The sequence below is a fragment of the Streptomyces albus subsp. albus genome (genome assembly GCF_000725885.1).
Classification (GTDB): Bacteria; Actinomycetota; Actinomycetes; order Streptomycetales; family Streptomycetaceae; genus Streptomyces; species Streptomyces albus.
The window spans coordinates 214432-238721 of record NZ_JODR01000010.1; the positions used below are offsets into that span (position 1 = coordinate 214432).

Below are 24290 nucleotides of genomic sequence, written 5' to 3' on the forward strand. Positions count from 1 at the left end.
GTTCCTCCGGGGACGGGACACCGGGCCCCGGCTGCGCGGCTCAGCCGTAGCGTCCGGCCTCGCCCGGGGTGAGCGCGGAGGCCACGTCCCGGGCCAGGCGGTCGATGTGCTGTGCGGTCAGCGGTGAGACCGTCAGCCGCACCCCGGGCGGGGACGCCAGCCGGAAACGGGCGCCGGGGGCCACGGCCCAGCCCGCCTGAAGCAGCCGCGCCACCGTGCCGGTCTCGTCCCGCACCGGCACCCACACGTTCATGCCGCTGCGCCCGTGGGCCGGCACCCCATGCGCCGCGAGCGCGTCGAGCAGGGCCGTACGGCGCGCCGCGTACGCGCCGGCCACCCGCTCCGGCTCGACCGCGCCGGAGCGCCACAGGCGGACGACGGTGCGCTGGAGCAGATGGCTGACCCAGCCGGGCCCCAGGCGCTGTCTGCCGCGTACCCGGTCCACGGTCAGCCGGTCGCCGGTCAGCACGGCCAGCCGCAGGTCCGGGCCGTACGCCTTGGCGGTGGAGCGGACCAGGGCCCAGTGGCGGGTGGCGCCGGCGAGGGGGTGGAGCGGGAGGTCGACGATGCCGTGGCCGTGGTCGTCCTCGATCAGCAGCACCTCGGGCCGTCCCGCGAGCACGGCACGCAGGGCGTGGGCGCGTCCGGCGGTCACGGCGGCGCCGGTCGGGTTCTGCGCCCGGCCGGTGACGACGACCGCGCGGGCTCCCCGCGCCAGGGCCTGTTCGAGAGCTGCGGGCAGCGGCCCCTCGTCGTCGAGCGGGACGGAGAGCGGGCGCAGTCCGAGGGCGGGCACCAGGTCGAGGAGGGCACCCCAGCCGGGGTCCTCGACGGCGACGGCGTCGCCGGGGCGCAGATGGGCGCCCAGGACGCGTTCGACAGCGTCGAGGGATCCGGAGGTGACGGCGAGCGGCCCCTCGGGCACCCCGTCGGCGTCGAGGGCCGCGCGGGCGAGTGCGGCGAGTTCGGGATCGGCGTCCGGTGCGCCGTAGAGGACGGGCGCGGCGGCCGTGCTGTCGGCGGTGGCCGCGAGGGCGGCGCCGAGCGGGGGCAGCAGGGCGGGGTCGGGGTTGCCGGTCGAGAGATCGACACCGCCCTCGGGTGCGGTCACCCGGACCGCTTCGCGGGGCGCGGTGGCGGGCCGCGCGCGCACCCGGCTGCCCCGTCGGCCCGCCGTCTCGATCACGCCGCGCTCGCGCAGGCTGCGGTAGGCGGCGGCGACGGTGTTGGGGTTGACGCCCAGTTCGGCCGCCAGTTCCCGCATGGGGGGCAGGGCGTCCCCGGGTGCGAGGGCGCCGCTGCCGACGCCCTGTTCGACGCTGGCCGCGATCTCCGCTGCGCCACGGCCCTGGATCCGGTAATCTCCTAGCACAAACAACATTATGCACTAGTGCAATAGGAGATGTTCATGGGGAGCCCCGGCGACACCACCACCCCCTACGTGCCGACGCCGCGCACCACACCCACCCGGGCACGGGAGCGCGTCAGCTACGACCGGGAACTGGTCCACTCCGTCCTGGACGCCGGCTACCTGTGCCACCTCGGCTTCGTCCGCGACGGGGCGCCGGTGGTGCTGCCGACGCTGTACGCGCGGGCCGGCGAACGCCTCTACGTGCACGGCTCCACCGGGTCCCGGCCGCTGCGCGACGCCGGCCGCCCCGAGGTCCGGGCGGACGGGGGCATGCCGGTGTGCGTGACGGTCACGCACGTGGACGGACTGGTGCTCGCCAAGTCCGCCTTCCACCACTCGGTCAACTACCGCTCGGTGGTGGTGCACGGCCGCGCCGTACAGGTCACCGACCACGAGGAGCGACTGCTGGCCCTCGACGCACTGGTGGACAACGTGGTGCCGGGCCGCGCGGCGGACTCGCGTCCCGCCGACGCCAGGGAACTGGCCGCCACCGCCGTGCTCCGCGTCGAACTGGCGGAGGTCTCCGTGAAGGTGCGCACGGGCGGCCCCAAGGACGAGCCGGAGGACCTCGGCCTGCCCCACTGGTCCGGCGTACTGCCCGTCGCCCCGGTATACGGCACCCCCGTACCGGCCGACGACCTGGCGCCCGGCATCCCCGTACCGGGTTACCTCACCGCGCGCTGACGCCCTCCTCCGCGCCGGCCCCCGTCGAACCGGCGACCGGCGCGGAGGCACCCGGCCGTGCCTTCGGCGTGGAGCGCTGCGCGATGAAAGCGCCGGCCAGCACCACAGCGCCGCCCAGCAGCTGCACCGCGCTCAGGTGCTCGCCGAGCAGCACCCAGGCCAGCACCGTGGCGATCACCGCCTCCAGGCAGGCGACGACGCCCGCCACCGGCGGCGAGAGCAGCCGCACGGCGAGGACTCCCGTCAGATACGCCGTCGCGGTCGCCACCAGGACGATCCACACCAGCAGCAGCGGGGCGGCGACCGCCGTGCCGTTCAGCTCCGCGCTACGGCCCAGCACCGCCCAGTCGGTGCGCCACGGGCGGGCGACGACGGTCAGGGTGAGCGCCCCGATCAGCAGCCCGTAGGCGATCACCCCCATGGGATCGGCCGGCTTCCTGGCGCCCTCCCCCTCCTCGGCGGTGCTGCCGTGGTCCGAGAGGACGAAGTAGCCGACCTGGCAGCAGGCCGCCCCCAGGGCGAGCAGCAGCCCGAGCCCGTCCAGCCGGAGTCCGGCCCACACCTCCACGACACAGCTGAGGCCGCCGACGGCCAGCACCATCCCCACGGCTGCCGCCCGGGTGACCGGCCGCCGCTGGACGAACCGCACCCACACCAGCACCAGCGCGGGCGCCAGGTACTCGATCAGCAGGGCGACGCCCACGGGGATACGGGACAGTGCCGTGAAGTAGAACGCCTGCACCCCCGCGACGGCGAGCAGCCCGAACCCGAGCAGCAGCCAGGGGCGTTCGCGTACCAGCGCCCGGTGCCGCCAGGCGAGCGGCAGCAGCACGAGCGCACCGCCCGCCGCTCGCAGCCAGGTGACGTGCAGCGGTTCCAGCCCCGCTTCGATGAGCGGTTTCGCCGCCACCCCCGAGCTGCCGAACGCACAGGCGGAGACGAGGGCGAGGGCGAGACCCGAAGTGCGGGCACGGGAGGCGTCACGGAGGGACGAGTCGGCGTGCATCGGCGCATCATCGCAGGCCCGCACGGGAGTGTCACCCTCTGTTGTCCGTTCCGCGAGACCGCCGAGCCCGGCACGCGGGGGCGCGCCGCACGGCACTGCTTCGGCCCCTCGCCCCAGCCCCGCCTCCGGGCCCTCGTTCCTCCGGGGGGGCCGCACCGCTACGGGGCGTCAGGCGGGGTCGGCGCCCCTCAGCCGCTCGGCCAGCCGCTCCACGTCGACGCCGGCGCGGCGCAGCACCTCCACACCGCGGCACTCCGGGTCGGCCACCAGTCCGGCGAACAGGTCGAGGCCCTCCGCGACCTCCCTGCCCCGTCGGCGGGCCCGCTCGGCGGCCAGCTCCAGCGCCGCCCGGGCGCTGGGGGACCAGCCGGGCACTCCCCCGGGCTGTTCGGAGACGGCGGGTACGGCACCGGAATCCTCGACGGTGCTCTGCCAGCGCAGCCCGTAACCGATGCTGCGCTGCACGAGATAGCCGAGGAGCTTGCCGACCTGGGGGCTGCCGCCGTCGAGCAGCTCCCAGGTGCCGCTGTCGGATTCCAGCAGGCTGTGCAGCAGATGCGCCGTGTCGATCTGCCGGTCGCCGTCCCGGGCCGCACGGCGGCGCGCGGTGGCGAGCATGGCTGCCAGCGCATCACTGACCGGCGGGTCGACGCTGTCGTCGGCTCCCGTGTCTGCTGCTCGACTGGACGGTGTAGGGCTGTGCACAGGACCACCACATCACACACATCCTGTGCGATTCATCGGCACCCCGTGGCATATACACGTCCCCCGGAGGGTGGGCGTGAGGGGGCGGCGCCTCCTCCTTCGGGAGGAGACGGAACACGCCGGTCCGCTCGCGGGACCGGCGGCCCTCCGGCCCCTTCCGGCCCCTCCGCCGGGCTGGCCGCCTCCCGCCGCCCCGGGGATCATTCCTCTTCCGCGAGGATCAGATACAGGCTCTTGCGGGCGTCGTTGACCACACGCAGCGCCTTCTCGCGCTGCTCGGCCGTACCGGTGGCCCACACCTGCTGGAAGGCCGCCGCCAGGCCGCCGGCCGCGGCCCGCACCTCCTGCACCGCCTCCCAGTCGACGCCGCGGCCCACCTCTTCCCAGGGGGCCTCGGCACCCTGCTCGGCCTCGGCCCGGCCCGCGTCGGTGAGCGAGAAGTGCTTCTTGCCGCCCTCGCTCTCGCTGACGATCAGCCCCTCGTCCTCCAGCAGTTGGAGAGTCGGGTAGACGGAGCCCGGGCTGGGCTTCCAGGCGCCACCGCTGCGCTCGGCGATCTCCTGGATCATCTCGTAGCCGTGCATGGGCCGGTCCTTGAGCAGCGCCAGGATCGAAGCGCGCACGTCCCCGCGCCGGGCCCGGCCGCGCGGACCGCCCCGGCCGGGACCCCGCCCCCCGAAGGGCCCGCCGGGACCTCCGCCGAACGGCGGCCCGAACGGACCGAAGGGGCCGAAACCCGCGCGACCCCGACCGTGCCCCGGCCGGTGCCCGTGCCCGCGCGGTCGCCCCTCCCCCGGCCCCTCGGGCCCGTACCCGGGTCCGTACCACCGGGCGCCGGGCTCCGCACCCGTCTCCGCACCACGCACGGCGCCGGGCCCCATACCGCGGCCCCGGCCCCGGTTCATTCCGAAGGGATACATCGCTGACTCCTTCCATCTGACATCGTTGAGCGATCACTGAACGATCGCGATGCTTCAACGATATATCGGCAACTAGCTCACGACAAGCCCACGCCCTGTCCTTCTGCGGTCGTCCCGCCCGACAGAGATCAGCGCGCAGCTGTGCCGACTGCGCTTCGACACGACGACACGACGGCACGACGGCAGGCAGAAGCGTCGGCACGGCACGCCCCGACCGCTTCACCGGCCGGGCGGATAGGCGGGCTTCCCGGTTCAGCGCGCTTCAGCTGCGCCGCGGGGCGGGCGAAGAAGCGGTGCGGCTGTCAGGAGCCGGCGCTGGCGGCGTTGGCGGTGATCTGCGTGAGCAGCTTCCTGAGGGTCACGACTTCTGCGTCCGTGAGTCCGTGACCGAGTAGATCATCGAGTTCGGCGACTCGGGTGTCGGCGAGCCGGAACAACTTGCTGCCCTGAGGCGTGAGCCGCAGCTCGCCGGGACGCGCCCACCCGCACCCGGCCCGGGCGGAGGGCCGACCGGCCCGGGGCGCCGGACGCGGTCCGCGCTCGGGGTGCCGGTCGCGGTCCGCGCTCGGGCTGCCGACCGAGGCCACCACGTTCACCGTTCCCGGCCTCCTGATACTGCACGTCCGGGACGGACTGATCACGCGCGTGCGCGATTACATGGACGGCTTGGGCGTCGTCCGTGCCAGAAGGTGACAGCCGGCCGGGAACAGGACAACCCCTGCCCTCCCCCGCGCCCCCGCGCCATAAGGTCCCGGCCATGCGCGTCCGTACCGGCGACGCCTTCGCCGCCCGCCCCGTACACCGGCAACCCCGCCGCCGTCGTGCTCCTGGACACCGCCCGGTGCCCCGAGCCGCCGGACCGCAAGGAGCTGACCGGCCTTCAGGTCTCGCCGCGCTCCGGGCTGGTGCGTACGCCACCGGCACGGGACGGCGCCCTGCGGAACGGCGGCGCCGTCACCGTGCGCGACACGGTGCTGCACGCGCCGCTTCAGGGCGGTACCACTCCCCCCGGGCCGGAAACCGGGTCCGGGGTCAGGCGGGCGGAGTGGGCAGCCAGTCGACCTTCCCGGCCAGCAGCGAGTAGCCGATGAAGGCCACGATGTCGATCAGCGCGTGCGCCGCCACCAGAGGACCCACCCGCTTCCAGCGCCGGTACAGCAGTCCGAAGATCAGCCCCATGGCCACATTGCCGAGGAATCCGCCGATGCCCTGGTAGAGGTGGTACGAGCCGCGCAGTACGGCGCTGGCCACCACGGCGCCGGCCACCGGCCAGCCCAACTGGCCGAGCCTGCGCAGCAGGTAGCCGACCACGATCACCTCTTCGAGCACGGCGTTCTGCACCGCCGAGGCGATCAGCACGGGATACTTCCACCACACGTCGGGCAGCGACTCCGGCTCGACGGTCAGATTGAAGCCGCTGGCGTGCGCCAGCAGGTAGAAGCCCATCCCGCAGCCGCCGATGCACGCGGCGACCACGGCGCCCCAGCCCAGGTCGAAGGCGGGGCGGCGCCGGTCGAAGCCGACCGCCCGCAGCCCGCCGACACCCTCCCGGGCGAGCAGGTGCGCCACGAGCGCCACGGGCACGAGGGCGGTCGAGATGCCGAAGAGCTGCCAGGCCAGGTCGAGCCAGGGCCGGCCGGGGGCCTGCGAGGAGTTCAGATGCGCCGCCTGGTCGCCCAGCCCGCCCGGCTTGGTGAGCGCCCCGACGAAGCTGATCAGCGAGGACACGCCGCTGGCGCCCAGCGAGAGGGCCAGCACGAGCAGTACCTCGCTGCGGAGCGTACGACGTGACAGCCCGTCCGGGGAGAACGCCGCCGGGGCGGGCGGCGGGTTGTCAGGCGCCTGTGCGCGCACACGAACCTCCTGTTGGCCTTGCACTGACTTCGCTCCAGCGGTCGCGCCGGGACCGCTGCGCCGCCCCCACGCCCACGACACAGCTTGCCCCACGCCGGTCACGCTCCCGGCGCGCGGGGCCCGGCTGGGCGCGCCCGGGGCCCGACACCGGGGGTGGGCGCCCGCAGCCCTTGCTCGCGGACGCCCACCGTGCGGGACGGGTCAGGGGCCGTTGTCCCAGGTGTGCACGGCCGCGCCGGTCGCGGCCCGGTCGCAGTAGGCGCGGGTGACGGCGGCCAGCGCCTTCTCCCTGTCGAGTCCGCCCTCCAGAGCGCGGCGGTAGGCCGTCGCCTGCCAGGACGCGCCGTTGACCCGCAGCCGGCACCGCTCCTCGATGACGGACAGACAGCGGTCGCGGTCGGCCGGCTCGACGCCCCAGGCATCCAGCCCGGCGGCGGCCAGCGGCAGCAGCTCGTCGCGCACCAGCCGGGTGGCGGGCAGCCGGACGAGACCGGTGCCCCGCCCGGCACGCGGCCACCACAGCTCGGCGTCGATGCCGTACCGGCAGGCCGCCTCGAAGTTCCGCTCCGCGTAGGCGAACGGCATCCGCTGCCAGACCGGGCGGGCCTCGTCGGCCAGCGCCCTCACCAGGCCGTAGTAGAACGCCGTGTTGGCCAGTACGTCGGTCACGGTGGGCCCTGCGGGCAGCACCCGGTTCTCCACCCGCAGGTGCGGCGCGCCGTCCATCACCCCGTACACCGGCCGGTTCCACCGGTAGACGGTGCCGTTGTGCAGCGTCAGCTCCGCCAGGGTCGGCACCCCGCCCGAAGCCAGCACCCGGCCGGGGTCCTCCTGGTCGCAGACGGGCAGCAGCGCGGGGAAGTAGCGCACGTTCTCCTCGAAGAGGTCGTACGCGGAGGAGATCCAGCGCTCCCCGAACCAGGTGCGGGGGCGCACGCCCTGCGCGCACAGCTCCGGGGTCCTCGTGTCGGTGGCCTGGAGGAAGAGCGGGATCCGCGATTCGCGCCACAGCTCGTGCCCGAACAGGAAGGGCGAGTTGGCCCCCATGGCGATCTGTGCGCCGCTGACGGCCTGCGCCGCGTTCCACACGTCGGCGAACCGTCCCGGGGTGACCTGGAGGTGCAGCTGGACGGAGGTGCAGGCCGACTCGGGCGCTATCGACTCCGAGGTGGTGCGCAGGTGCTCCACGCCGTCGATGTCGAGGACGACGTCCTCGCCCCGGGCCGCCATGATCTGGTCGTTGAGCAGCCGGTAGCGGTCGTCCTCGGTGAGGTTGGCGGAGGTCAGGTCGTGCGGGGTGAGTGTCGGCAGCGTACCGATCATCACGATGCGCGCATCCGCCTTGCGGGCCTGCCGGTCCGCGTACGCCAGGCCGGTGCGGAGTTCCTCGGCGAGTTGGTCGAGAACCCTTCCGGAGAGGGCGTGCGGCACGATATTCACTTCCAGATTGAACTGCCCCAGTTCCGTCTGGAAATCCGAGCTCGCGATGCGCCGGAGCACCTCGCCATTCACCATCAACGGCTGGCCCTGGGCGTCCGCGAGATTCAGCTCGATCTCCAGCCCCATGAGATTCCTGGGCCGGTCGAACCTCTTCTCCTCCAGAAGCTGCCGCAGTCCCTCCAGGCACTGGTGCAGCTTCTGCCGGTACCGCCGTCGGTCGGACAGGTCGAACCTGTCGGCGACGACCTTCTCTCCCATAGGGGGTTTCCTCCCTGCTCGGGGCTGGGGCCGGTACGTGCTGGCCGAGCGTGCACCGATGATGCCCCATCGCGCCGAAGATGACGCCTGGCGCGGCTGACTGAACGGGTAACTGCCGCTACCCTGGCGGATGCCGAGCGGCACATTCACTCGGCATACGGCGCTTCGGACAAGGTCGCACACACGGGCGATAATCACCGGCGACATCAGGCCGACCGCGTTTCGAGCCGTTTCCGAGGTCATGGCCGTCTACCCCGCGTCAGCGCAGGTGAAAACCCCTGGGATTCGGCTGGTTGCGGCCTTTCGGAAAACACCGGCGCACGTTAGCGGAAACCCTCTTCGAACACATCTCGTATAAACTGCGCGAACGAGGCAGTGACTTGGCGTTCCCGGCCCGCCCCTGTCAACTCCTCCCGCCGCTCGTGCGGCCATCCCCGCGCCGACACAGTCGTCCGCGCCCCCGCCAGCACCGTGTGTCCCCAGGAGAGGCGACCCGCCATGCCGCTGCACGTATCACCGGCCCCGGCCCCGGCCCTGCGCACCGTTGTGACCGCCCTCGGCTCGCCGAGCGCGATCAGAGCGGCCTCCGCCCCCGCGGCGCTGCGCACGGCCCAGGGCCCCCTGCGCCCCGAACTCCCGCTGCCGACGTACGAGATGGCGCGCGTCGCGCCGCGCTCCGCCGACCACGCCGGGACGGCCGAGTCCGGCCCCCGCACCCGGCTGACCGGCTGGCGCTTCCTGCTGCGCGACGAGGGCGCCACCGGTGAGAGCCCGGGCGCCGCGGCCTGGGCGGGCACCGCCGAGGCCGTGCCGACCGCCGACGGCTGGGCCTTCGGCCAGTTCCGGCAGGGCCCCTACGTGCTGTCCACGGTGCGGGCCGTGCGGCAGGCCGAGGCCCTGTCGGTGCCGTACCAGCCCCGGCTGCTGTCGGTGCCCGAGCTGTACATGCTCACCCTGTGGCTCCACCGGGACGTCGCCGCCGACCCGGCCGAGGGCGTACCGGACCCGGCCGACCTGCTGATCCCGCTGGCCCCCGCACCGCCGGGCATCGCGCCCCACAAGACGCACCGGGTCGACGCGCTGCTGCCGCTGCTGGTCCGCAGACTGGTCACGGCTCCCGGCCGCGCACCGGGGGCGACGGCGGCTTCCCTGCTGCGCACGTCGGCGTGACGGCGGCGCCCGCCCGCCCGCGTGGTGGCGTAGCGGGGTTCCCCCGGACGTACTAGTCCTCGCCGCGCGTGCCAACCCCCCGAAAGGACCGCCCCGTTGGGCGCAACCGCCCAGCGGGGTGACGCGTCTGAGCCGTTGGGTACGAGCGACGTGAAATCCCTGCGGATCCGGGCCGGCAGCGGAACACTGGGGGCGACCGGACCGCACGGAGGAACCGGGGGGACGGTCATGCAAGGCGAACGCCGCAGGACAGACGCCATCACTCGACGGAAGACGACAACGACCATGTGCCAGCACCAGCCACCGTGCCCGACAGCCGACTCCGCCGACAGGGAGGCCGCGCAGCCCGTGGCCCACCACCCCGAGCAGGGGTGGAGCCTGCTGTGCAACGGCGTCCTCCTCTTCGAGGACACGGGGGAACTGCTGCCGGACGGCCAGATCATCGCCCCGCACCGCCCGCTGGGCACCCGGCACGTCACGACGGCGGCCTGACCGCCTCCGGGGCCGCCGCCACCGGCAGCGGCCCCGGGAAAGTCCGCGGTGGCGGCGCGGCGGCACACCGCCGGGCGTGCACGGAACGGCACAGGGCCGGTACTGCGCAGCTGCGCAGTACCGGCCCTGACGCATGCCGGGCCCGGCCCGGGTGCCGGACGCATGCGGGCCCGCGGCCGGTGCCTAGCCGGCGTCGTACTCGGCCACCGGCGGGCAGGAGCACACCAGGTTCCGGTCGCCGTAGGCGCCGTCGATGCGGCGCACCGGCGGCCAGTACTTGTCGGCGGCCTTCACCCCGGCCGGGAAGACGGCCTCCTCACGGCCGTACGCCTGCTGCCACTCGCGGCCGAGCATGGCGGCGGTGTGCGGAGCGTTGCGCAGCGGATTGTCGTCGGCGTCCCACTCGCCCGAGCCGACCTTGTCGATCTCCGCGCGAATGGCGATCATCGCCTCGCAGAACCGGTCCAGCTCCGCCAGATCCTCGCTCTCCGTCGGCTCGATCATCAGCGTCCCGGCGACGGGGAAGGACATCGTCGGCGCGTGGAAGCCGTAGTCGATGAGCCGCTTGGCCACGTCGTCGATGCTCACCCCGGTCTGCTTGGTGAGCGGGCGGACGTCGATGATGCACTCGTGCGCCACCAGCCCGTTGGGCCCGGTGTAGAGCACCGGGTAGTGCGGCTCCAGCCGCTTGGCGATGTAGTTGGCGCCCAGCACCGCCACCTGCGTCGCCCGGCGCAGCCCCTCGGCGCCCATCAGCCGCACGTACGCCCACGAGATCGGCAGGATGCCGGCCGAGCCCCACGGCGCGCCGGAGACCGGCCCGATACCCGTCGCGGGGCCCGCGGCGGGCTGGAGCGGGTGGTTGGGCAGGTAGGGCGCCAGGTGGGCGCGCACGCCGATCGGCCCGACACCGGGCCCGCCGCCGCCGTGCGGGATGCAGAACGTCTTGTGCAGGTTCAGGTGGGAGACGTCGGCGCCGAAGCGGCCGGGCCGGGCCAGGCCCAGCAGGGCGTTGAGGTTGGCCCCGTCCACGTACACCTGGCCGCCCGCGTCGTGCACGGCGGCGCACACATCGGTGATGTGCTCCTCGAACACGCCGTGTGTCGAGGGGTAGGTGACCATCAGGACGGCTAGTTCGTCGCCGTGCTGCTCGATCTTGGCGTGCAGATCGGCCACGTCCACGTCGCCGTTCTCGCTCGTCTTGACGACCACGACCTTCATGCCCGCCATGACGGCGCTGGCCGCGTTGGTGCCGTGCGCGGAGGAGGGGATGAGGCAGACGGTGCGCTGCTCCTGGCCGTTGGCGCGGTGGTAGGCGCGGACGGCCAGCAGCCCCGCCAGCTCGCCCTGGGAGCCCGCGTTGGGCTGGAGGGAGACCTTGTCGTAGCCGGTGACCTCGGCCAGCCGCTCCTCCAGCTCCCGGATGAGGGTCAGATAGCCCTCCGCCTGCTCGGCGGGCGCGAACGGGTGCAGCCCGCCGAACTCCGGCCAGGTGACCGGCTCCATCTCCGTGGTGGCGTTCAGCTTCATCGTGCACGACCCGAGCGGGATCATGCCCCGGTCCAGCGCGTAGTCGCGGTCGGCCAGCCGGCGCAGGTAGCGCAGCATCGCCGTCTCGGAGCGGTGCTCGTGGAAGACCGGGTGGGTCAGGTACTCGTCGGTGCGCAGCAGCCCGTCCGGGAGGGCGTCGCCGGTGGCCGCGTCCAGCGCGTCGAGGTCCGCGGCGCCGGTCACGCCGAACGCCTGCCACACGGCGGCCAGCTGCTCGCGGCCGGTCGTCTCGTCGCAGGCGATGCCGACGTGGTCGGCGTCGGTCAGCCGCAGGTTGATCCCGGCTTCGCGGGCCCGCTCGACGACGGCGGCGGCACGCCCCGGCACCCGCGCGGTGACGGTGTCGAAGAAACGGTCGTGCACCACCTCGACGCCGCCCTCCCGCAGTCCGGCCGCCAGCAGCACCGCGTACCGGTGGGTGCGGCGGGCGATCGCGGCCAGCCCGTCGGGCCCGTGATAGGCGGCGTACATCCCGGCCATCACGGCGAGCAGCACCTGCGCGGTGCAGATGTTGCTGGTGGCCTTCTCGCGCCGGATGTGCTGCTCGCGGGTCTGGAGGGCCAGCCGATATGCCCGCTCGCCGTCCGCGTCCTTGGAGACACCGACCAGACGGCCCGGCAGGCTGCGGGCGTACGTGTCACGGACGGCCATGTATCCGGCGTGCGGGCCGCCGAAGCCCATCGGGACGCCGAACCGCTGGCTGGAGCCGACGGCGATGTCGGCACCCAGCTCGCCGGGCGAGGTCAGCAGCGTCAGTGCCAGCAGGTCGGCGGCCACCGTGACGACGGCTCCCAGTTCGTGGGCCCGCTCGATGACGGCGCGCGGGTCCCGGACGGCGCCGGAGGCGCCCGGGTACTGGAGCAGCACGCCGAAGACGTCACGCTCGGCGATCTCCTCGGGGATGCCGTCGCCCAGATCGGCCACGACCACCTCGACCCCGGTGGGTTCCGCGCGGGTGCGCAGCACCGCCACGGTCTGCGGCAGACAGTCGGCGTCGACGAGGAAGACGGTGCCGCCGCGCTTGCCCACCTTGCCCACGCGGCGGGACAGCGCCATGGCCTCGGCCGCGGCCGTGGGCTCGTCCAGCAGCGAGGCACCGGCGGTCGGCAGCCCCGTCAGGTCGGAGACGACGGTCTGGAAGTTCAGCAGCGCCTCCAGCCGGCCCTGGGAGATCTCCGGCTGGTAGGGGGTGTACGCCGTGTACCAGGCGGGGTTCTCCATGACGTTGCGCAGGATGACCGACGGCGTGAAGGTGCCGTAGTAGCCCAGGCCGATCATCGGGTGCAGGACCTGGTTGCGGTCGGCGAGGGAGCGCAGCTCGGCCAGCACCTCGGCCTCGCTCCGGGCGTCCGGGAGGGCCAGCCGGTCGGTGCTCCTGATCACGTCGGGCACCGCGGCGGCGGTCAGTTCGTCGAGCGACCCGTAGCCGACCTGCGCGAGCATCTTGGCCTGCGCGCCCGCGTCAGGACCGATGTGGCGGCTCTCGAAGGGGGTGCCGTTCTCCAGCTCGGAGAGCGGGATGCGGTGGGAAGTCATCTGCGGGGGCCTCCTGGTCTGTGCGACCTGCGAGGGGCACCTTCCACGGGTGCCCGGACGGCCTCCCCCTCTGTCATCTCGACCTGAGAGTTTCACCGGCCCGCCCCCCGTACCCGGGCGCGCGGCTTACACCGTCGGTGAGGAGGGGCTTCGGCGCTGGTCCGGGGCCCGCCCTGCTTTCCAGAGTGACCTCGTCCGTGCGGTACGTGAGCCTGAGAGATTCCGGGGAGGAGTTGCTCCTTCGGCGCCTCCGGCAACTGCGCCGGAGGACTCTCCCGCACGGGGTCGACAGCCATTACGAGCGTATCAGCGCCCCCTTGAGCGGTAACCCGGTGTGCGTTCAAGTGGCCAATGGTCGAAAAGTGCCGTTTCGTAGTGATGACGAGCAGCGACAGCGAGGCGTGACCGTGGGAGGAACCCCCGTGCAGACCGACATAGATCCGCGGAGCCTGATCGGCCGCAAGGCATACGACAGCCAGGGAGTCAAGGTCGGCACCGTGGACGAGGTGTACCTCGACGACGCCACGGGCGCACCGGAGTGGGCGGCCCTGCGCACCGGCCTCTTCAGCCGCGACGCGTTCGTACCGCTGGAACCCGCACAGCTGGACGAGAAGGGTCTGCGCATCCCCTTCGAACGGGAGCTGATCCGGGGCGCGCCCGACTTCGGCGTGGGCCGCCACCTCTCCCCCCGCCAGGAGCTCCAGCTCTACCGCCACTACGGGCTCGACGTACCGGTGGCCGGCCACGCCCCCGCGCCCCCGGACCGCGACTTCGGCCGCATCGCCGGCGCCGGGGACTGACCCGGCCACCAGAGACGCCCGAGCCCCGCCCGAGCACGGCACGAGCCCGCCGCCCCGGCTACTCCTCCCTCCCGGGCCGGCCGGCCGGCGCGCTTCCGGCCCCGGGCCCGCCCCGCCCGGCGGCGGGCCCGCGGTCCGGCTCCCGGCGCCCGCCTCCGTCCGGCCGCACGTCCCACCGCGCCAGGGCCGCGGCGATCCGGGAGTCCAGCATGACCGGCTCGGCGGGCTCCAGCTGGGGATCGTCCACCGAGAACGTCCGCACCCGGCCCGGCGGGGTGTCCGGCTCCTCGAAGCGGACCGTCACCTTCCCGACGCCGCTGCCCTGCACCCAGCCCCTCCCGTGCACCGCGTGCCGCACGTCCCGGCCGGGGACCCAGTTGCGGTCAGCCGGGACCGCCGCGCCCGGCTCCTCCACCGCCGCGCTCCCGTGCTCCGCCGAGGACTCCGTCTCATGCGCCCCGGCCGCCGCCCGATCCGCGCTCCGCGCCGCCTCCGCCTGCGCGAACAGGTCCTCCTGCGTGAAGTCCGCCAATCCGCTCACGCCCACGCCCAGCAGCCGCACCCCCGCCGTGGTGTCCACCCCCTCCAGCAGCCGCAGCGCCGCCTCCCGGACGACGGCGGGATCGTCGGTGGGCCCGCGCAGCGTCTCCGAGCGCGTCAGGGTGGAGAAGTCGTAGCTGCGGACCTTGATGACGACGGTACGCCCCGACCGCCCGGCCGCCCGCAGCCGCGTCACACAGCGCCCGGCCAGCCGCTCCACCTCCATCCGCACCCGGGTGCGGTCGGTCAGGTCCACGTCGTAGGTGTCCTCGACGGACACCGACTTGGCGTCCCGCTCGGCCACCACCGGACGGTCGTCCACACCGTGCGCCATGGCGAAGACGGAGCCGCCGTGCGCCTTGCCCAGCAGCCGCACCAGCTCGGCCTCGCCCGCCTCCGCCACCTCACCGACCGTGGTGATGGCCGCTCTGCGCAAGGTCTCCGCCGTCGCGGGCCCCACCCCCGGCAGTGTCCGCACCGGCATCGGCGCCAGCAGCTCCCTCTCGGTGCCGGGCTCGATCAGCACCAGACCGTCCGGCTTGGCCTGCTCCGAGGCGATCTTCGCCAGCATCTTGGAGCCGGCGAGCCCCACCGAGCCGCTCAGCCCGGTCGCCGCACGGATGCTCTCCCGCAGCCGCAGACCGACCTCTCGTGCCCCCTGGGCGCCGCCCTGCGTCCCGTTCAGCGCTTCCCCGGCCTCCAGGTCCACGAACGCCTCGTCGAGGCTCAGGGGCTCCACCAGGGGCGACAGCTCGTGCAGCAGTTCCATCACGACACCGCTCACCTTGCGGTACAGCCCGAAGCGGGTGCCCAGGTAGGCGGCGTTGGGCGCCAGCCTTCTGGCCTGGGCCGTGGGCATGGCGGAGTGCACACCGAAGCGGCGGGCCTCGTAGGAGGCGGTGGAGACCACTCCGCGCGGCCCCAGGCCCCCGACCACCACCGGCTTTCCGCGCAGGCTCGGCTTGGACGCCTGCTCGACAGCGGCGAAGAAGGCGTCCATGTCCAGGTGCAGGATGGTCGGCTGCGTCCTCACACGGTCAGATGCTGCCGCACGCCACTGACAATCGCCGAGCGCCCCGGTGCGGGCCCGCTGCTAGCCGGCGCGGTTGCGCCGTCGGGCCAGCTCGTCCTCGGGATGGTCACGCACCAGCGTCTCGCCGGTGTCCACCCGCTCGCCGTGCAGCTGGGAGAGCGCCCCCTCGACGTCCTTCCACACGACGCCGACGGCGATCCCGAAGACGCCCTGGCCCCCCTGGAGGAGATCGACGACCTCGTCGGGCGAGGAGCACTCGTAGACGGTGGCGCCGTCGCTCATCAGCGTCATCCGGGCCAGATCGGACCGGCCCCGGGAGCGCAGGTGCCGGACGGCCGCGCGGATGTTCTGGAGCGAGACCCCGGTGTCCAGCAGCCGCTTGACGATCTTCAGCACGACGATGTCGCGGAAGCTGTAGAGACGCTGCGTGCCCGAGCCGTAGGCGGGGCGGATGCTGGGCTCGACCAGCCCGGTGCGGGCCCAGTAGTCGAGCTGGCGGTAGGTGATCCCGGCCGCCGAGCAGGCGGTCGGTCCCCGGTAGCCGACCTGCTCGGCCGGGGAGTCCGCCGGTGGCCGGGGAACCGCTCCGGGCCGCAGACCGGAGGGTGCGGGGGACGGCCGCCCCGGGACCTCCCGGCCCGGGGCCGGTGACGGGCCGCCGAGTAGGGACGCGTCGCCAGCCGCTGTGCCTTCGCCGCCGGTGCTTGCCACGCCGACCTCCGTCCTTCACATCCCGGGTTACCCCCGGAACCTGCCCACATGAAGGTAGGCAGTCACTCCGAGTGCGTCAACGATCGCCACACTCGGCACGGCGAGTGATAATCCCCCGGAGGGTGGTTTCGCGTGCCCGCGCCCCGGGAATGACTGGCCGGATGGCCGGCCGAGCCGCCCCGGTACCGCGGCCGGGGACTGCGGGTGAGGGGCGTTCACTGGCTGCTGGTACCGAAGTCCTCCGGGGAGATCTGGTCGAGGAACTCGCGGAACTTCTCCACCTCGTCCTCCTGCTCGTCGGGGATGGCGATACCGGCGTCGTCCAGCACGTCGTCACTGCCGTAGATCGGCGTCCCGGTGCGGAGTGCGAGCGCTATGGCGTCGGAGGGGCGGGCACTGACTTCCACACCGCTGGCGAAGACCAGTTCCGCGTAGAAGACGCCTTCCCGCAGGTCCACGATGCGGACCGCGGTCAGCTCCTGACCCACTGCTTCCAGAACGTCCTTGAACAGGTCATGGGTGAGTGGGCGTGCGGGGGTCATGCCCTGCTGGGCGAAGGCGATGGCGGTCGCCTCCCCCGGGCCGATCCAGATGGGGAGGTAGCGGTCGCCTCCCACTTCGCGCAGGAGCACGATCGGTTGGTTGGTGGGCATTTCCACCCGGACACCCACGACATCGAGCTCATTCACACAGCAACACTAGGCCGTGCCGCGCCTGTTTGGGTAGTCGGGCCGCCGCCCGGCGGCGGCGCCGGCGGACCGTTTCAGTCACCCAGCGTGCCCGGCGAGGCCCCCACAAAGGCCTGATAGAGCCGCGCGGACAGGTCCGCCAGGTCGCGGGCCGTACTGTCGGCCAGCTCCCTCGTACGGGCATCCGGGTGCTGCCGCACAGGGGCGACCAGCCGCTCCACCAGATCCCGCTGCCGGTCCGCACCGGCCTTGAGGGCCCGCAGGTGCCGGGCCTCCAGGCCGTGCCGGCCCAGCTCGACCACCAGCCGGGCCACCGTGATCTCGGTGGGCCCGTAGCTGCCGTCCTCGGCGGCGCCGAGCAGGCCGTACTCCTCCCACTCGGCCAGCTCGGACTCCTGCGCGCCCACGGCCCGCAGCAGCTGTCCGCGCCCCATGCGTACGACGGGAGCCGGAGGCGGCGCCTCCGGCTCCTCGGTCCGGCGTACGGGTCCCGGAACGCCCGCCGGCGGCGTGCCGTCCTCACCGGCGGCTTCCAGGTGCCGGCGGATCGCCGCGAGCGGCAGACAGTGGTCCCGCTGCATCCGCAGGACGTGGCGCAGCCGCGTCACGTCCTCGGCCCGGAACCGGCCTCCGGTGGCGGAGCGGACCGGCTCCACCAGTCCCTCCGCCTCCAGGAACCGCACCGTGGAGGCGGTGACCTCGGGAAACTCCTCACGGAGCGTCTCGACGACGGCACCGATGCTCCACTGCCCGTCGGCCGGTCCGTGGCCGGTGCTCTCCCCCGGGGCGGTGTCCTCGCGGACACCGCCGGGCGGCGTGTGGTGCGGCATGAGCCTCCCTGCGGAACTCAGACGGCCCGCGGGCTTCCGTAGAAGACGAGCCGGTACTTGCCGATCTGCACTTCGTCACCGCTGGACAGCGGCACTCCCGCCTCGATCCGCTCCCGGTTGACGTAGGTGCCGTTCAGGCTGCCGACGTCGGAAACGGTGAAGATGCCGTCGGCACCCCGCCGGAACTCGACGTGACGGCGCGAGACGGTCACATCGTCCAGGAAGATGTCGCTCTCCGGGTGGCGCCCCGCCGTGGTCACCTCCCCGTCGAGGAGGAAACGGCTGCCCGAGTTCGGTCCCCGGCGGACGACCAGCAGCGCCGAGCCCGCCGGAAGCGCGTCCACGGCGGCCTGGGCCTCGGGCGGCAGCACCGGGGAGATGTGCTGGCCCGTCGACTCCGAGTCGTACGCCTCCAGCCCCGAGATCGAGATGGTCGACGTCGTCTCGGACGACCCTTCGGCTGGGGCACCGCCCCGCAGGGGAGCGCCACAGTTGGAGCAGAACCGGCTCGCTTCCGCGACGCGGGCCCCACACCTGTTACACACCGGCAAGGCGGAACCTCCACCCGAGTCCGAGGTTTGCGGTGCCTGGGAACCTATGCGGCCCTGCGCGCCAGGGTCAACAGAAACCGCGCCGTGACCACCCGAATTGTCTCCCGGGTGGCCACTCACCTCGTCACGGAAGAGCGGACGCTCGGCGCCGGCCTGCGGTGCCCCGCCCGTCACCTCCGTGTCCCGGGGGGCACGGTGCCGCGCGGAACCCGTGCCGCCACCCCGACGGCCCTTGCCGAACAACTTCGCAAAAAAACTCACGGGCGATTCCCCTCGCACGAAACAGACCCGCCCGTGGGGCAGGACAGACCCTCGATGCTCTCATCGGTCACTCTCGACGCCCGTCTAACGTCCGTGACCTGTAGACAGTTTCCCTTACGCGGTGCCCGACCGGCCCGCCGACCCCCCGCAACTCTCCTCACCGACTCACCGCGCCGACGACACCGGCTCACCGCGATGACGACCGAGCGTAGTCAGGCCGCTTCGGCTGCCGCAAGGCGTCCACGGTGATCTTCTCCGACCGCGTCACATCCACTGTGGCCTGCTTGTTCTTCAACGTCTGCACGACCCCGCCGGGAATGTTCAGCGCCGGCTCCAGATCCGCGGGCTTGCCGATGACCTCGAACCGGTACGGAGCGTCGATCCTATGCCCGTCCACGTTCACCCCGCCGCCGCTGTCGGTGAAGTAGCTCCCGGCCACCACCCGCACCCCGTTGATCTGCATCGCCTCGGCCCCCGCCGCGCGCAGCTCCTGGACGGCGTCGAGCAGCGTGTCGGAATCGGTGGTGCCCGCCCGGTCGTTGATCGTCATACGGATACCGGGCCCCTCGGCCGCCACCGTGCCGGCCAGCACGCCCAGCTGTGCCGTCTTCTCCCGCGTCTGCTTGCGGGCCTCCTCGGCCTGGTCCGAGCTGTTCTCCAGCTCCGTGCGCTGCCCGCTCAGCTTCCGCTTCTCGTCCTCCAGGCGTTTGGTGCGGTCGTCCAGCTCGTCGAGGATACGGACCAGATCCTCCTGCCGGGCGCCGCGCAGCGCACTGTTCTCACTGGTGGAGCGCACCTGGATGGCCAGGCCGAGGCCGAGGACGAACAGCAGCAGCGCCACGATGAGTTGGGCGCGCGTCACTCTCGGCGGCCACACGGCCTTGGCCAGCCGCTGCCGTCCCGTCAGCCCCGGTTCGCCGTCCCGGTCCCCGGACTGCGGCGTGGGCGGCGTACTGGGGAACGGGCCCGGAGGACGCTCGGGCGGCAGCTCCCGCCGCGGGGTGTTGTCGTCGTTCATCGGCCTCACGCCCGGAACACGTGCCGGCGGATGGCGGCGGCGTTGGAGAAGATCCGGATGCCCAGCACGACGACCACACCGGTCGACAGCTGGGCGCCGACGCCGAGCTTGTCGCCGAGGAAGACGATCAGCGCCGCCACGACCACGTTGGACAGGAACGAGACGACGAAGACCTTGTCGTCGAAGATGCCGTCCAGCATGGCCCGCAGCCCGCCGAAGACCGCGTCCAGCGCGGCGACGACGGCGATGGGCAGATAGGGCTCGACCGCCATCGGCACCACGGGCCGGACGACGAGTCCGGCCACGACACCCACGACGAGGCCCAGTACGGCGATCACGATGCGTTGTTGCCCTTCCCTGTCCGCACAGGTTTCGCTGTTCTCAGGATCAGACTCGGCGCGGCCGGCAGCCGGACCTCGTCCTCGACGGAAATACTGGTCCGGGCACCGTAGTCCTTGTGCAGCACATACAGGTACTGGCCGTCCACGCTGTCCTGGAACGTTCTGCTGAACTTCTGCCCCGGCCCGATCGCCAGCAGCGTATAGGGCGGGACCAGCGGCTTGTTGTCGACCAGGATCGCGTCCCCCGCGGCACGGATGGCCGAACGCGACGTCAGACGCTGCCCGTTGACGGAGACGGCCTCCGCGCCGGCGGCCCACAGGCCGTTGACGACACGCTGGAGGTCACGGTCCCGGATCCGCCCGGTGTCGGCGAAGCCGTCGCTGTCCCGCGGCCCGTCACCGTGGCCCGACCCGCTGTCCTTCGCGTCGTCCACCACCAGCTTGAGGCCCGGCCCCTTGACGGGCGTGTCACCGGCCAGCAGGGCCGTCGTCCTGCCGCGTGCGTCGCCGTGCTTCTCCAAGGCGGCCCGCTGCTCGGCCTCGACGGCGGACCGCAGCCGGTTGACGTCCTTCTGAAGCCTGTCGGCATCCTTGCCGCCCGACTCGATCCGGTGGATCAGCTCCTGCTTCTCCTTGGCGATGGTGGGCGCCGAGACCCGCGCCTGCGCGGCCCCCACCGTCACCACGAGCGCGGCCAGCACCAGCCCGCCCGCCAGGCCGAGTTTGGCCCGCACCGTACGCGGCATCCGGGAGCGGCCCACCTCGTTCCGCCTTGCCGCGGCCTCCGCGTATCCGTCGTCGAGGCTGTGCTCCATCACATTGGTCAGCAGCGACATGGAGGCGTCGGGCCGCGGGAACCGCGACGGTCTGCTCCGGGTGGGCTGCTGCTGCGACATGCCGCACATCGTCGCACGTCGAGACCCGTACCGCCGAACGGGCCTCGACGTGCCACGGGCGGCGGGACGTTCCCTGTCCGGTCGCGTCCCGCCGCCCCGTCGCTCAGTGGCCGGCGCTGTCGACCACGGCCGCCCACTCGTCCAGCAGGGCCTGGGCCGACGCCTCGTCGGGGCCCTCCGCCCACAGATGGGTGACGGCCTCGGCCGGGTCGGGCAGGACCATCATCCAGCGGCCGTCGGACTCGACGACACGCACCCCGTCGGTGGTGTCCACCGACCGGTCCCCCGCCGCCTCCACGACGGTACGCATCACCAGGCCCTTGACGGCCCACGGCGTGGCCAGGTCCCGCCGGCTCACGTGCGCCCGCGGGATCCGCGCGTCGATCTGGCTCAGCGTCAGCTGGGTGCGCGCCACCAGCCCGATGAGCCGGACGAACGCGGCGGCACCGTCGAAGACCGAGCTGAACTCCGGAACGATGAACCCGCCCCGGCCGTCACCGCCGAAGACGGTGCCGTCCTCGCGGCTGACCCGGGTCAGATCATCGGGGGAGGTCGTCGTCCACTCGACCTGGGTGCCGTGGTAGGCGGCGACCTGCTCCGCGATCCGGGTCGTCGTCACCGGGAGCGCCACCCGGCCGCTGCGCCGCTCCGCCGCGATCAGGTCCAGCATCACCAGCAGCGCCCGGTCGTCCTCCACGATGCGGCCGTGCTCGTCCACCAGGGAGATCCGCTCGCCCACCGGGTCGAACCGCACCCCGAAGGCCGCACGCGCCGAGGCGACGATCTCGCCCAGCCGCACCAGCCCGGCCCGCCGGCTCTCGGCCGTCTCCGTCGGACGCGACTCGTCCAGCCCCGGGTTGATCGTCAGCGAGTCCACCCCGAGCCGGCCCAGCAGGCTGGGCAGCACCAGACCCGCACTGCCGTTGGACGCGTCCACCACGACCTTGAGGCCCGACTCGGCGATCCCGGTGGTGTCCACCGCCCGCAGCAGGGAGCCGGTGTAGGAGTCGTAGACGCTGGACGGGAAGCTCAGGTCACCGATCTCCCCGGGGAACGCCCTGCGGTACTCCTGACGCGCATAGACCCGGTCCAGCTTCCGCTGCCCGGCCTGCGACAGATCGGCGCCGCGCTCATCGAAGAACATGATGTCGACGGAGTCCGGTACGCCCGTCGTCGTACGGATCATGATGCCGCCCGCGCTGCCCCGCGCCGTCTGCTGCCGGGCCACCGGCAGCGGCACGTTCTCCAGGTCCCGCACGTCGATGGCGCTGGCCTGGAGCGCGGAGATGATCGCCCGCTTGAGGGCCCGCGCACCACGGGAGTGGTCACGGGCGGTGCACACCGTGGAGCCCTTCTTGAGCGTCGTCGCGTACGCGCCGGCCAGCCTGACGGCCAGCTCCGGGGTGATCTCGACGTTCAGGATGCCGGAGACCCCGCGCGCACCGAACAGATGCGCCTGCCCGCGCGACTCCCAGATCACCGACGTGTTGACGAACGCGCCGGCCTCGATCGTCTTGAACGGGTAGATCCGGACGTTGCCCTGGACGATCGATTCCTCGCCGATGAAGCACTCGTCACCGACGACCGCCCCGTCCTCGATCCGCGACGCCCGCATGATGTCGGTGTTCTTGCCGATGACGCAGCCGCGCAGATTGCTCTGCGGGCCCACGTAGACGTTGTCGTGCACCACAGCACGGTGCAGAAAAGCACCGCTCTTGACGACGACGTTCGAGCCGATGACGGAGTGCTCGCGGATCTCCGCGCCGGCCTCCACCTTCGCGTAATCGCCGATGTACAGCGGACCGCGCAGCACCGCGTCCGGATGCACCTCGGCGCCCTCGGCGACCCAGACACCGGGCGAGATCTCGAAACCGTCCCGCTCGACGTCCACCTTTCCCTCGAGCACGTCGGCCTGCGCCTGGACGTAGCTCTCGTGGGTGCCGACGTCCTCCCAGTAGCCCTCGGCGACATAGCCGTAGATCGGCTTGCCTTCCTTCATCAGCCGCGGGAAGACATCGCCCGACCAGTCCACGGGCTTGTCGGGCTCGACGTAGTCGAAGACCTCCGGCTCCATCACATAGATGCCGGTGTTGACCGTGTCCGAGAAAACCTGCCCCCACGTGGGCTTCTCCAGGAAACGGTCGACCTTTCCGTCCTCGTCCACGATGGTGATGCCGAACTCCAGCGGATTGGGCACCCGCGTCAGACAGACGGTGACCATGGCGCCGCGTTCCCGGTGGAAGCGGATCAGATCGGTGAGGTCGAAGTCGGTGAGCGCATCGCCGGAGATGACGAGAAACGCGTCGTCCTTCAGCGCCTCTTCCGCGTTCTTGACACTCCCCGCCGTACCCAGTGGCTTCTCTTCATGGGCGTAGGTGAGCTCCATACCGAGCTCCTCACCGTCACCGAAATAATTCTTGACCAGAGAGGCCAGGAATTGCACGGTCACCACGGTCTCGGTGAGCCCGTGACGCTTGAGCAGCTTCAGCACGTGCTCCATGATCGGCTTGTTCACCACTGGCAGGAGCGGCTTGGGCATACTCGCGGTCATCGGCCGAAGGCGCGTGCCTTCGCCGCCAGCCATCACGACGGCCTTCATGTCGGAAGCGTCCTCCTCATACAGACGACGGTCATGCCGACCTTCACCCATTCAGGATGGCCCACAAAGTCTCATTCGGGGCAGTCGTACCTCCGGGGTCGGAGGCGGGTGGTCAGTCGGCCTCAGCATCCGCGCTGATCAGACGGCGGACCTGGACCACGTAGAGGATCCCTGCCCACCAGTAGAGCGCAGTACCCCAACCGGCGAAGGCCCATCCGAAAATCGCAGCGAGTGTGGCGAGCCAGCCACTGCCGTCGCTGAGCAGCAGCAGCGGGAAGGCATACATGAGGTTGAACGTGGCGGCCTTGCCGAGAAAGTTCACCTGCGGTGGCGCATAGCCGTGCCGGTCGAGGATCCACACCATGACCAGGAGCATCAGCTCCCGGGCCAGCAGCGCGATCGTGAGCCACAGCGGCAGAATCTCACGCCAGGTGAGCCCCACGAGGGTGGAGAGGATGTACAGCCGGTCGGCAGCGGGGTCGAGAATACGACCGAGACTGCTGATCTGATTCCAGCGACGGGCCAGTTTGCCGTCCAGGTAATCGCTGATCCCGCTTGCCGCGAGCACCAGCAGCGCCCACAGATCACAGTTCGGTCCGCCGAACTCCGGCCACAGAATCAGCCACAGGAACACGGGCACGCCGACCAGGCGAGCCATGCTGAGGATGTTCGGGATGGTGAGGACCCGATCCGTCTGGACCCGTGTCTCCTGGACCTCCACCCGTGGGCCTCCTGAGTGAGCCGTACCAACGATGCTTCCTGACCCTACCCGGCATCGCTCACCCAGCGTGCACGGGGTGCCTCGTCGGGCGGCCGGCAGGCCGTCCCCCTCGCACTCGGCTTGTTTTCGGGCATACGAAAAAGGGGCTTTGTCGGCGTCGGCCGACAAAGCCCCTTTCCCTCAAGAATAGTCCGGCGGCGTCCTACTCTCCCACACGCTCCCGCATGCAGTACCATCGGCGCTGTAAGGCTTAGCTTCCGGGTTCGGAATGTA

22 protein-coding genes, 1 rRNA gene and 1 riboswitch are annotated in these 24290 nt (G+C 72.3%); of the genes, 4 read left to right on the top strand and 19 right to left on the bottom strand.

Going from position 1 to position 24290, the window contains the following annotated elements:
• Nucleotides 1-40: 40 nt before the first annotated feature.
• Nucleotides 41-1381 carry an aminotransferase class I/II-fold pyridoxal phosphate-dependent enzyme gene (locus IO40_RS0113645; RefSeq protein ID WP_016467522.1) on the bottom strand — a complete coding sequence of 447 codons (1341 nt, stop codon included), beginning with the start codon at nucleotides 1379-1381 and terminating at the stop codon, nucleotides 41-43.
• A 27-nt stretch (nucleotides 1382-1408) separates the two neighbouring features.
• Between IO40_RS0113645 and IO40_RS0113650 the strand changes: the two genes are divergently transcribed.
• Nucleotides 1409-2095, top strand: coding sequence for a pyridoxamine 5'-phosphate oxidase family protein (locus tag IO40_RS0113650; RefSeq protein ID WP_016467523.1), 687 nt, complete (start codon nucleotides 1409-1411; stop codon nucleotides 2093-2095).
• Here the strand turns inward: IO40_RS0113650 and IO40_RS0113655 are convergent.
• From IO40_RS0113655 to IO40_RS0113680, 6 genes are all read right to left on the bottom strand, one after another.
• On the bottom strand, nucleotides 2082-3101 hold the full coding sequence (locus IO40_RS0113655; protein ID WP_016467524.1) for an EamA family transporter: 1020 nt from the start codon (nucleotides 3099-3101) through the stop codon (nucleotides 2082-2084). The two genes, IO40_RS0113650 and IO40_RS0113655, sit on opposite strands and share 14 nt — an antisense overlap.
• A 168-nt stretch (nucleotides 3102-3269) precedes the next feature.
• The gene (locus IO40_RS0113660; RefSeq protein WP_016467525.1) at nucleotides 3270-3719 is read right to left on the bottom strand and encodes a Clp protease N-terminal domain-containing protein; all 450 of its coding nucleotides are present in this window, start codon (nucleotides 3717-3719) and stop codon (nucleotides 3270-3272) included.
• A 287-nt stretch (nucleotides 3720-4006) separates the two neighbouring features.
• Nucleotides 4007-4687 (bottom strand): PadR family transcriptional regulator, encoded by a 681-nt coding sequence (locus tag IO40_RS0113665; protein WP_078659778.1) that lies wholly within the window; start codon nucleotides 4685-4687, stop codon nucleotides 4007-4009.
• A 341-nt stretch (nucleotides 4688-5028) separates the two neighbouring features.
• A complete protein-coding gene (locus IO40_RS37980) occupies nucleotides 5029-5322 on the bottom strand; it encodes a hypothetical protein (protein ID WP_031175475.1) in 294 nt (97 codons plus the stop codon).
• Between the two features lie 436 nt (nucleotides 5323-5758).
• A complete protein-coding gene (locus tag IO40_RS0113675) occupies nucleotides 5759-6580 on the bottom strand; it encodes a CPBP family intramembrane glutamic endopeptidase (RefSeq protein WP_031175476.1) in 822 nt (273 codons plus the stop codon).
• Between the two features lie 201 nt (nucleotides 6581-6781).
• Nucleotides 6782-8278 (bottom strand): glutamate-cysteine ligase family protein, encoded by a 1497-nt coding sequence (locus IO40_RS0113680; protein ID WP_016467529.1) that lies wholly within the window; start codon nucleotides 8276-8278, stop codon nucleotides 6782-6784.
• Nucleotides 8279-8776: 498 nt separating this feature from the next.
• Here IO40_RS0113680 and IO40_RS0113685 point away from each other — a divergent pair, with 498 nt between their 5' ends.
• A complete protein-coding gene (locus IO40_RS0113685; protein ID WP_031175477.1) occupies nucleotides 8777-9448 on the top strand; it encodes a hypothetical protein in 672 nt (223 codons plus the stop codon).
• Nucleotides 9449-9733: 285 nt separating this feature from the next.
• Nucleotides 9734-9940, top strand: a complete 207-nt coding sequence (locus IO40_RS0113690; RefSeq protein WP_016467531.1) for a DUF5999 family protein — start codon at nucleotides 9734-9736, stop codon at nucleotides 9938-9940.
• A 183-nt stretch (nucleotides 9941-10123) separates the two neighbouring features.
• Here the strand turns inward: IO40_RS0113690 and gcvP are convergent, their stop codons facing one another.
• Nucleotides 10124-13027: an aminomethyl-transferring glycine dehydrogenase gene (gcvP, locus tag IO40_RS0113695; protein WP_016467532.1), complete on the bottom strand. Its 2904-nt coding sequence runs from the start codon at nucleotides 13025-13027 to the stop codon at nucleotides 10124-10126.
• A gap of 190 nt (nucleotides 13028-13217) precedes the next feature.
• Nucleotides 13218-13315, bottom strand: a riboswitch (glycine riboswitch).
• Between the two features lie 134 nt (nucleotides 13316-13449).
• Between gcvP and IO40_RS0113700 the strand changes: the two genes are divergently transcribed.
• Nucleotides 13450-13827, top strand: coding sequence for a PRC-barrel domain-containing protein (locus tag IO40_RS0113700; protein WP_016467533.1), 378 nt, complete (start codon nucleotides 13450-13452; stop codon nucleotides 13825-13827).
• Nucleotides 13828-13885: 58 nt separating this feature from the next.
• Here IO40_RS0113700 and IO40_RS0113705 read toward each other — a convergent pair whose 3' ends face one another.
• From IO40_RS0113705 to rrf, 11 genes are all read right to left on the bottom strand, one after another.
• Complete coding sequence (locus IO40_RS0113705) at nucleotides 13886-15400, bottom strand: DNA polymerase IV (protein ID WP_078565617.1); 1515 nt, start codon at nucleotides 15398-15400, stop codon at nucleotides 13886-13888.
• Between the two features lie 60 nt (nucleotides 15401-15460).
• Entirely contained in the window at nucleotides 15461-16111 is a 651-nt protein-coding gene (locus IO40_RS0113710) for a MerR family transcriptional regulator (protein WP_016467535.1), read from the bottom strand.
• 215 nt (nucleotides 16112-16326) lie between these two features.
• Complete coding sequence (locus IO40_RS0113715; RefSeq protein ID WP_027739117.1) at nucleotides 16327-16800, bottom strand: bifunctional nuclease family protein; 474 nt, start codon at nucleotides 16798-16800, stop codon at nucleotides 16327-16329.
• Nucleotides 16801-16874: 74 nt separating this feature from the next.
• On the bottom strand, nucleotides 16875-17630 hold the full coding sequence (ftsR, locus tag IO40_RS0113720) for a transcriptional regulator FtsR (RefSeq protein ID WP_016467537.1): 756 nt from the start codon (nucleotides 17628-17630) through the stop codon (nucleotides 16875-16877).
• Between the two features lie 17 nt (nucleotides 17631-17647).
• Entirely contained in the window at nucleotides 17648-18175 is a 528-nt protein-coding gene (locus tag IO40_RS39665) for an FHA domain-containing protein (RefSeq protein WP_063755037.1), read from the bottom strand.
• 454 nt (nucleotides 18176-18629) lie between these two features.
• The gene (locus IO40_RS0113730) at nucleotides 18630-19460 is read right to left on the bottom strand and encodes a DUF881 domain-containing protein (RefSeq protein ID WP_016467539.1); all 831 of its coding nucleotides are present in this window, start codon (nucleotides 19458-19460) and stop codon (nucleotides 18630-18632) included.
• Nucleotides 19461-19465: 5 nt separating this feature from the next.
• Complete coding sequence (locus IO40_RS0113735; RefSeq protein WP_016467540.1) at nucleotides 19466-19798, bottom strand: small basic family protein; 333 nt, start codon at nucleotides 19796-19798, stop codon at nucleotides 19466-19468.
• Nucleotides 19795-20697 (bottom strand): DUF881 domain-containing protein, encoded by a 903-nt coding sequence (locus tag IO40_RS0113740; RefSeq protein ID WP_016467541.1) that lies wholly within the window; start codon nucleotides 20695-20697, stop codon nucleotides 19795-19797. Before IO40_RS0113740 ends, IO40_RS0113735 begins: the two co-directional genes overlap by 4 nt.
• Before the next feature lie 103 nt (nucleotides 20698-20800).
• Nucleotides 20801-23296: a mannose-1-phosphate guanyltransferase gene (locus tag IO40_RS0113745; RefSeq protein WP_031175479.1), complete on the bottom strand. Its 2496-nt coding sequence runs from the start codon at nucleotides 23294-23296 to the stop codon at nucleotides 20801-20803.
• Nucleotides 23297-23408: 112 nt separating this feature from the next.
• Nucleotides 23409-24017, bottom strand: coding sequence for a cardiolipin synthase ClsA (gene clsA, locus IO40_RS0113750; protein WP_016467543.1), 609 nt, complete (start codon nucleotides 24015-24017; stop codon nucleotides 23409-23411).
• A gap of 189 nt (nucleotides 24018-24206) precedes the next feature.
• Nucleotides 24207-24290, bottom strand: a 5S ribosomal RNA gene (gene rrf, locus IO40_RS34835); the annotation flags it as partial.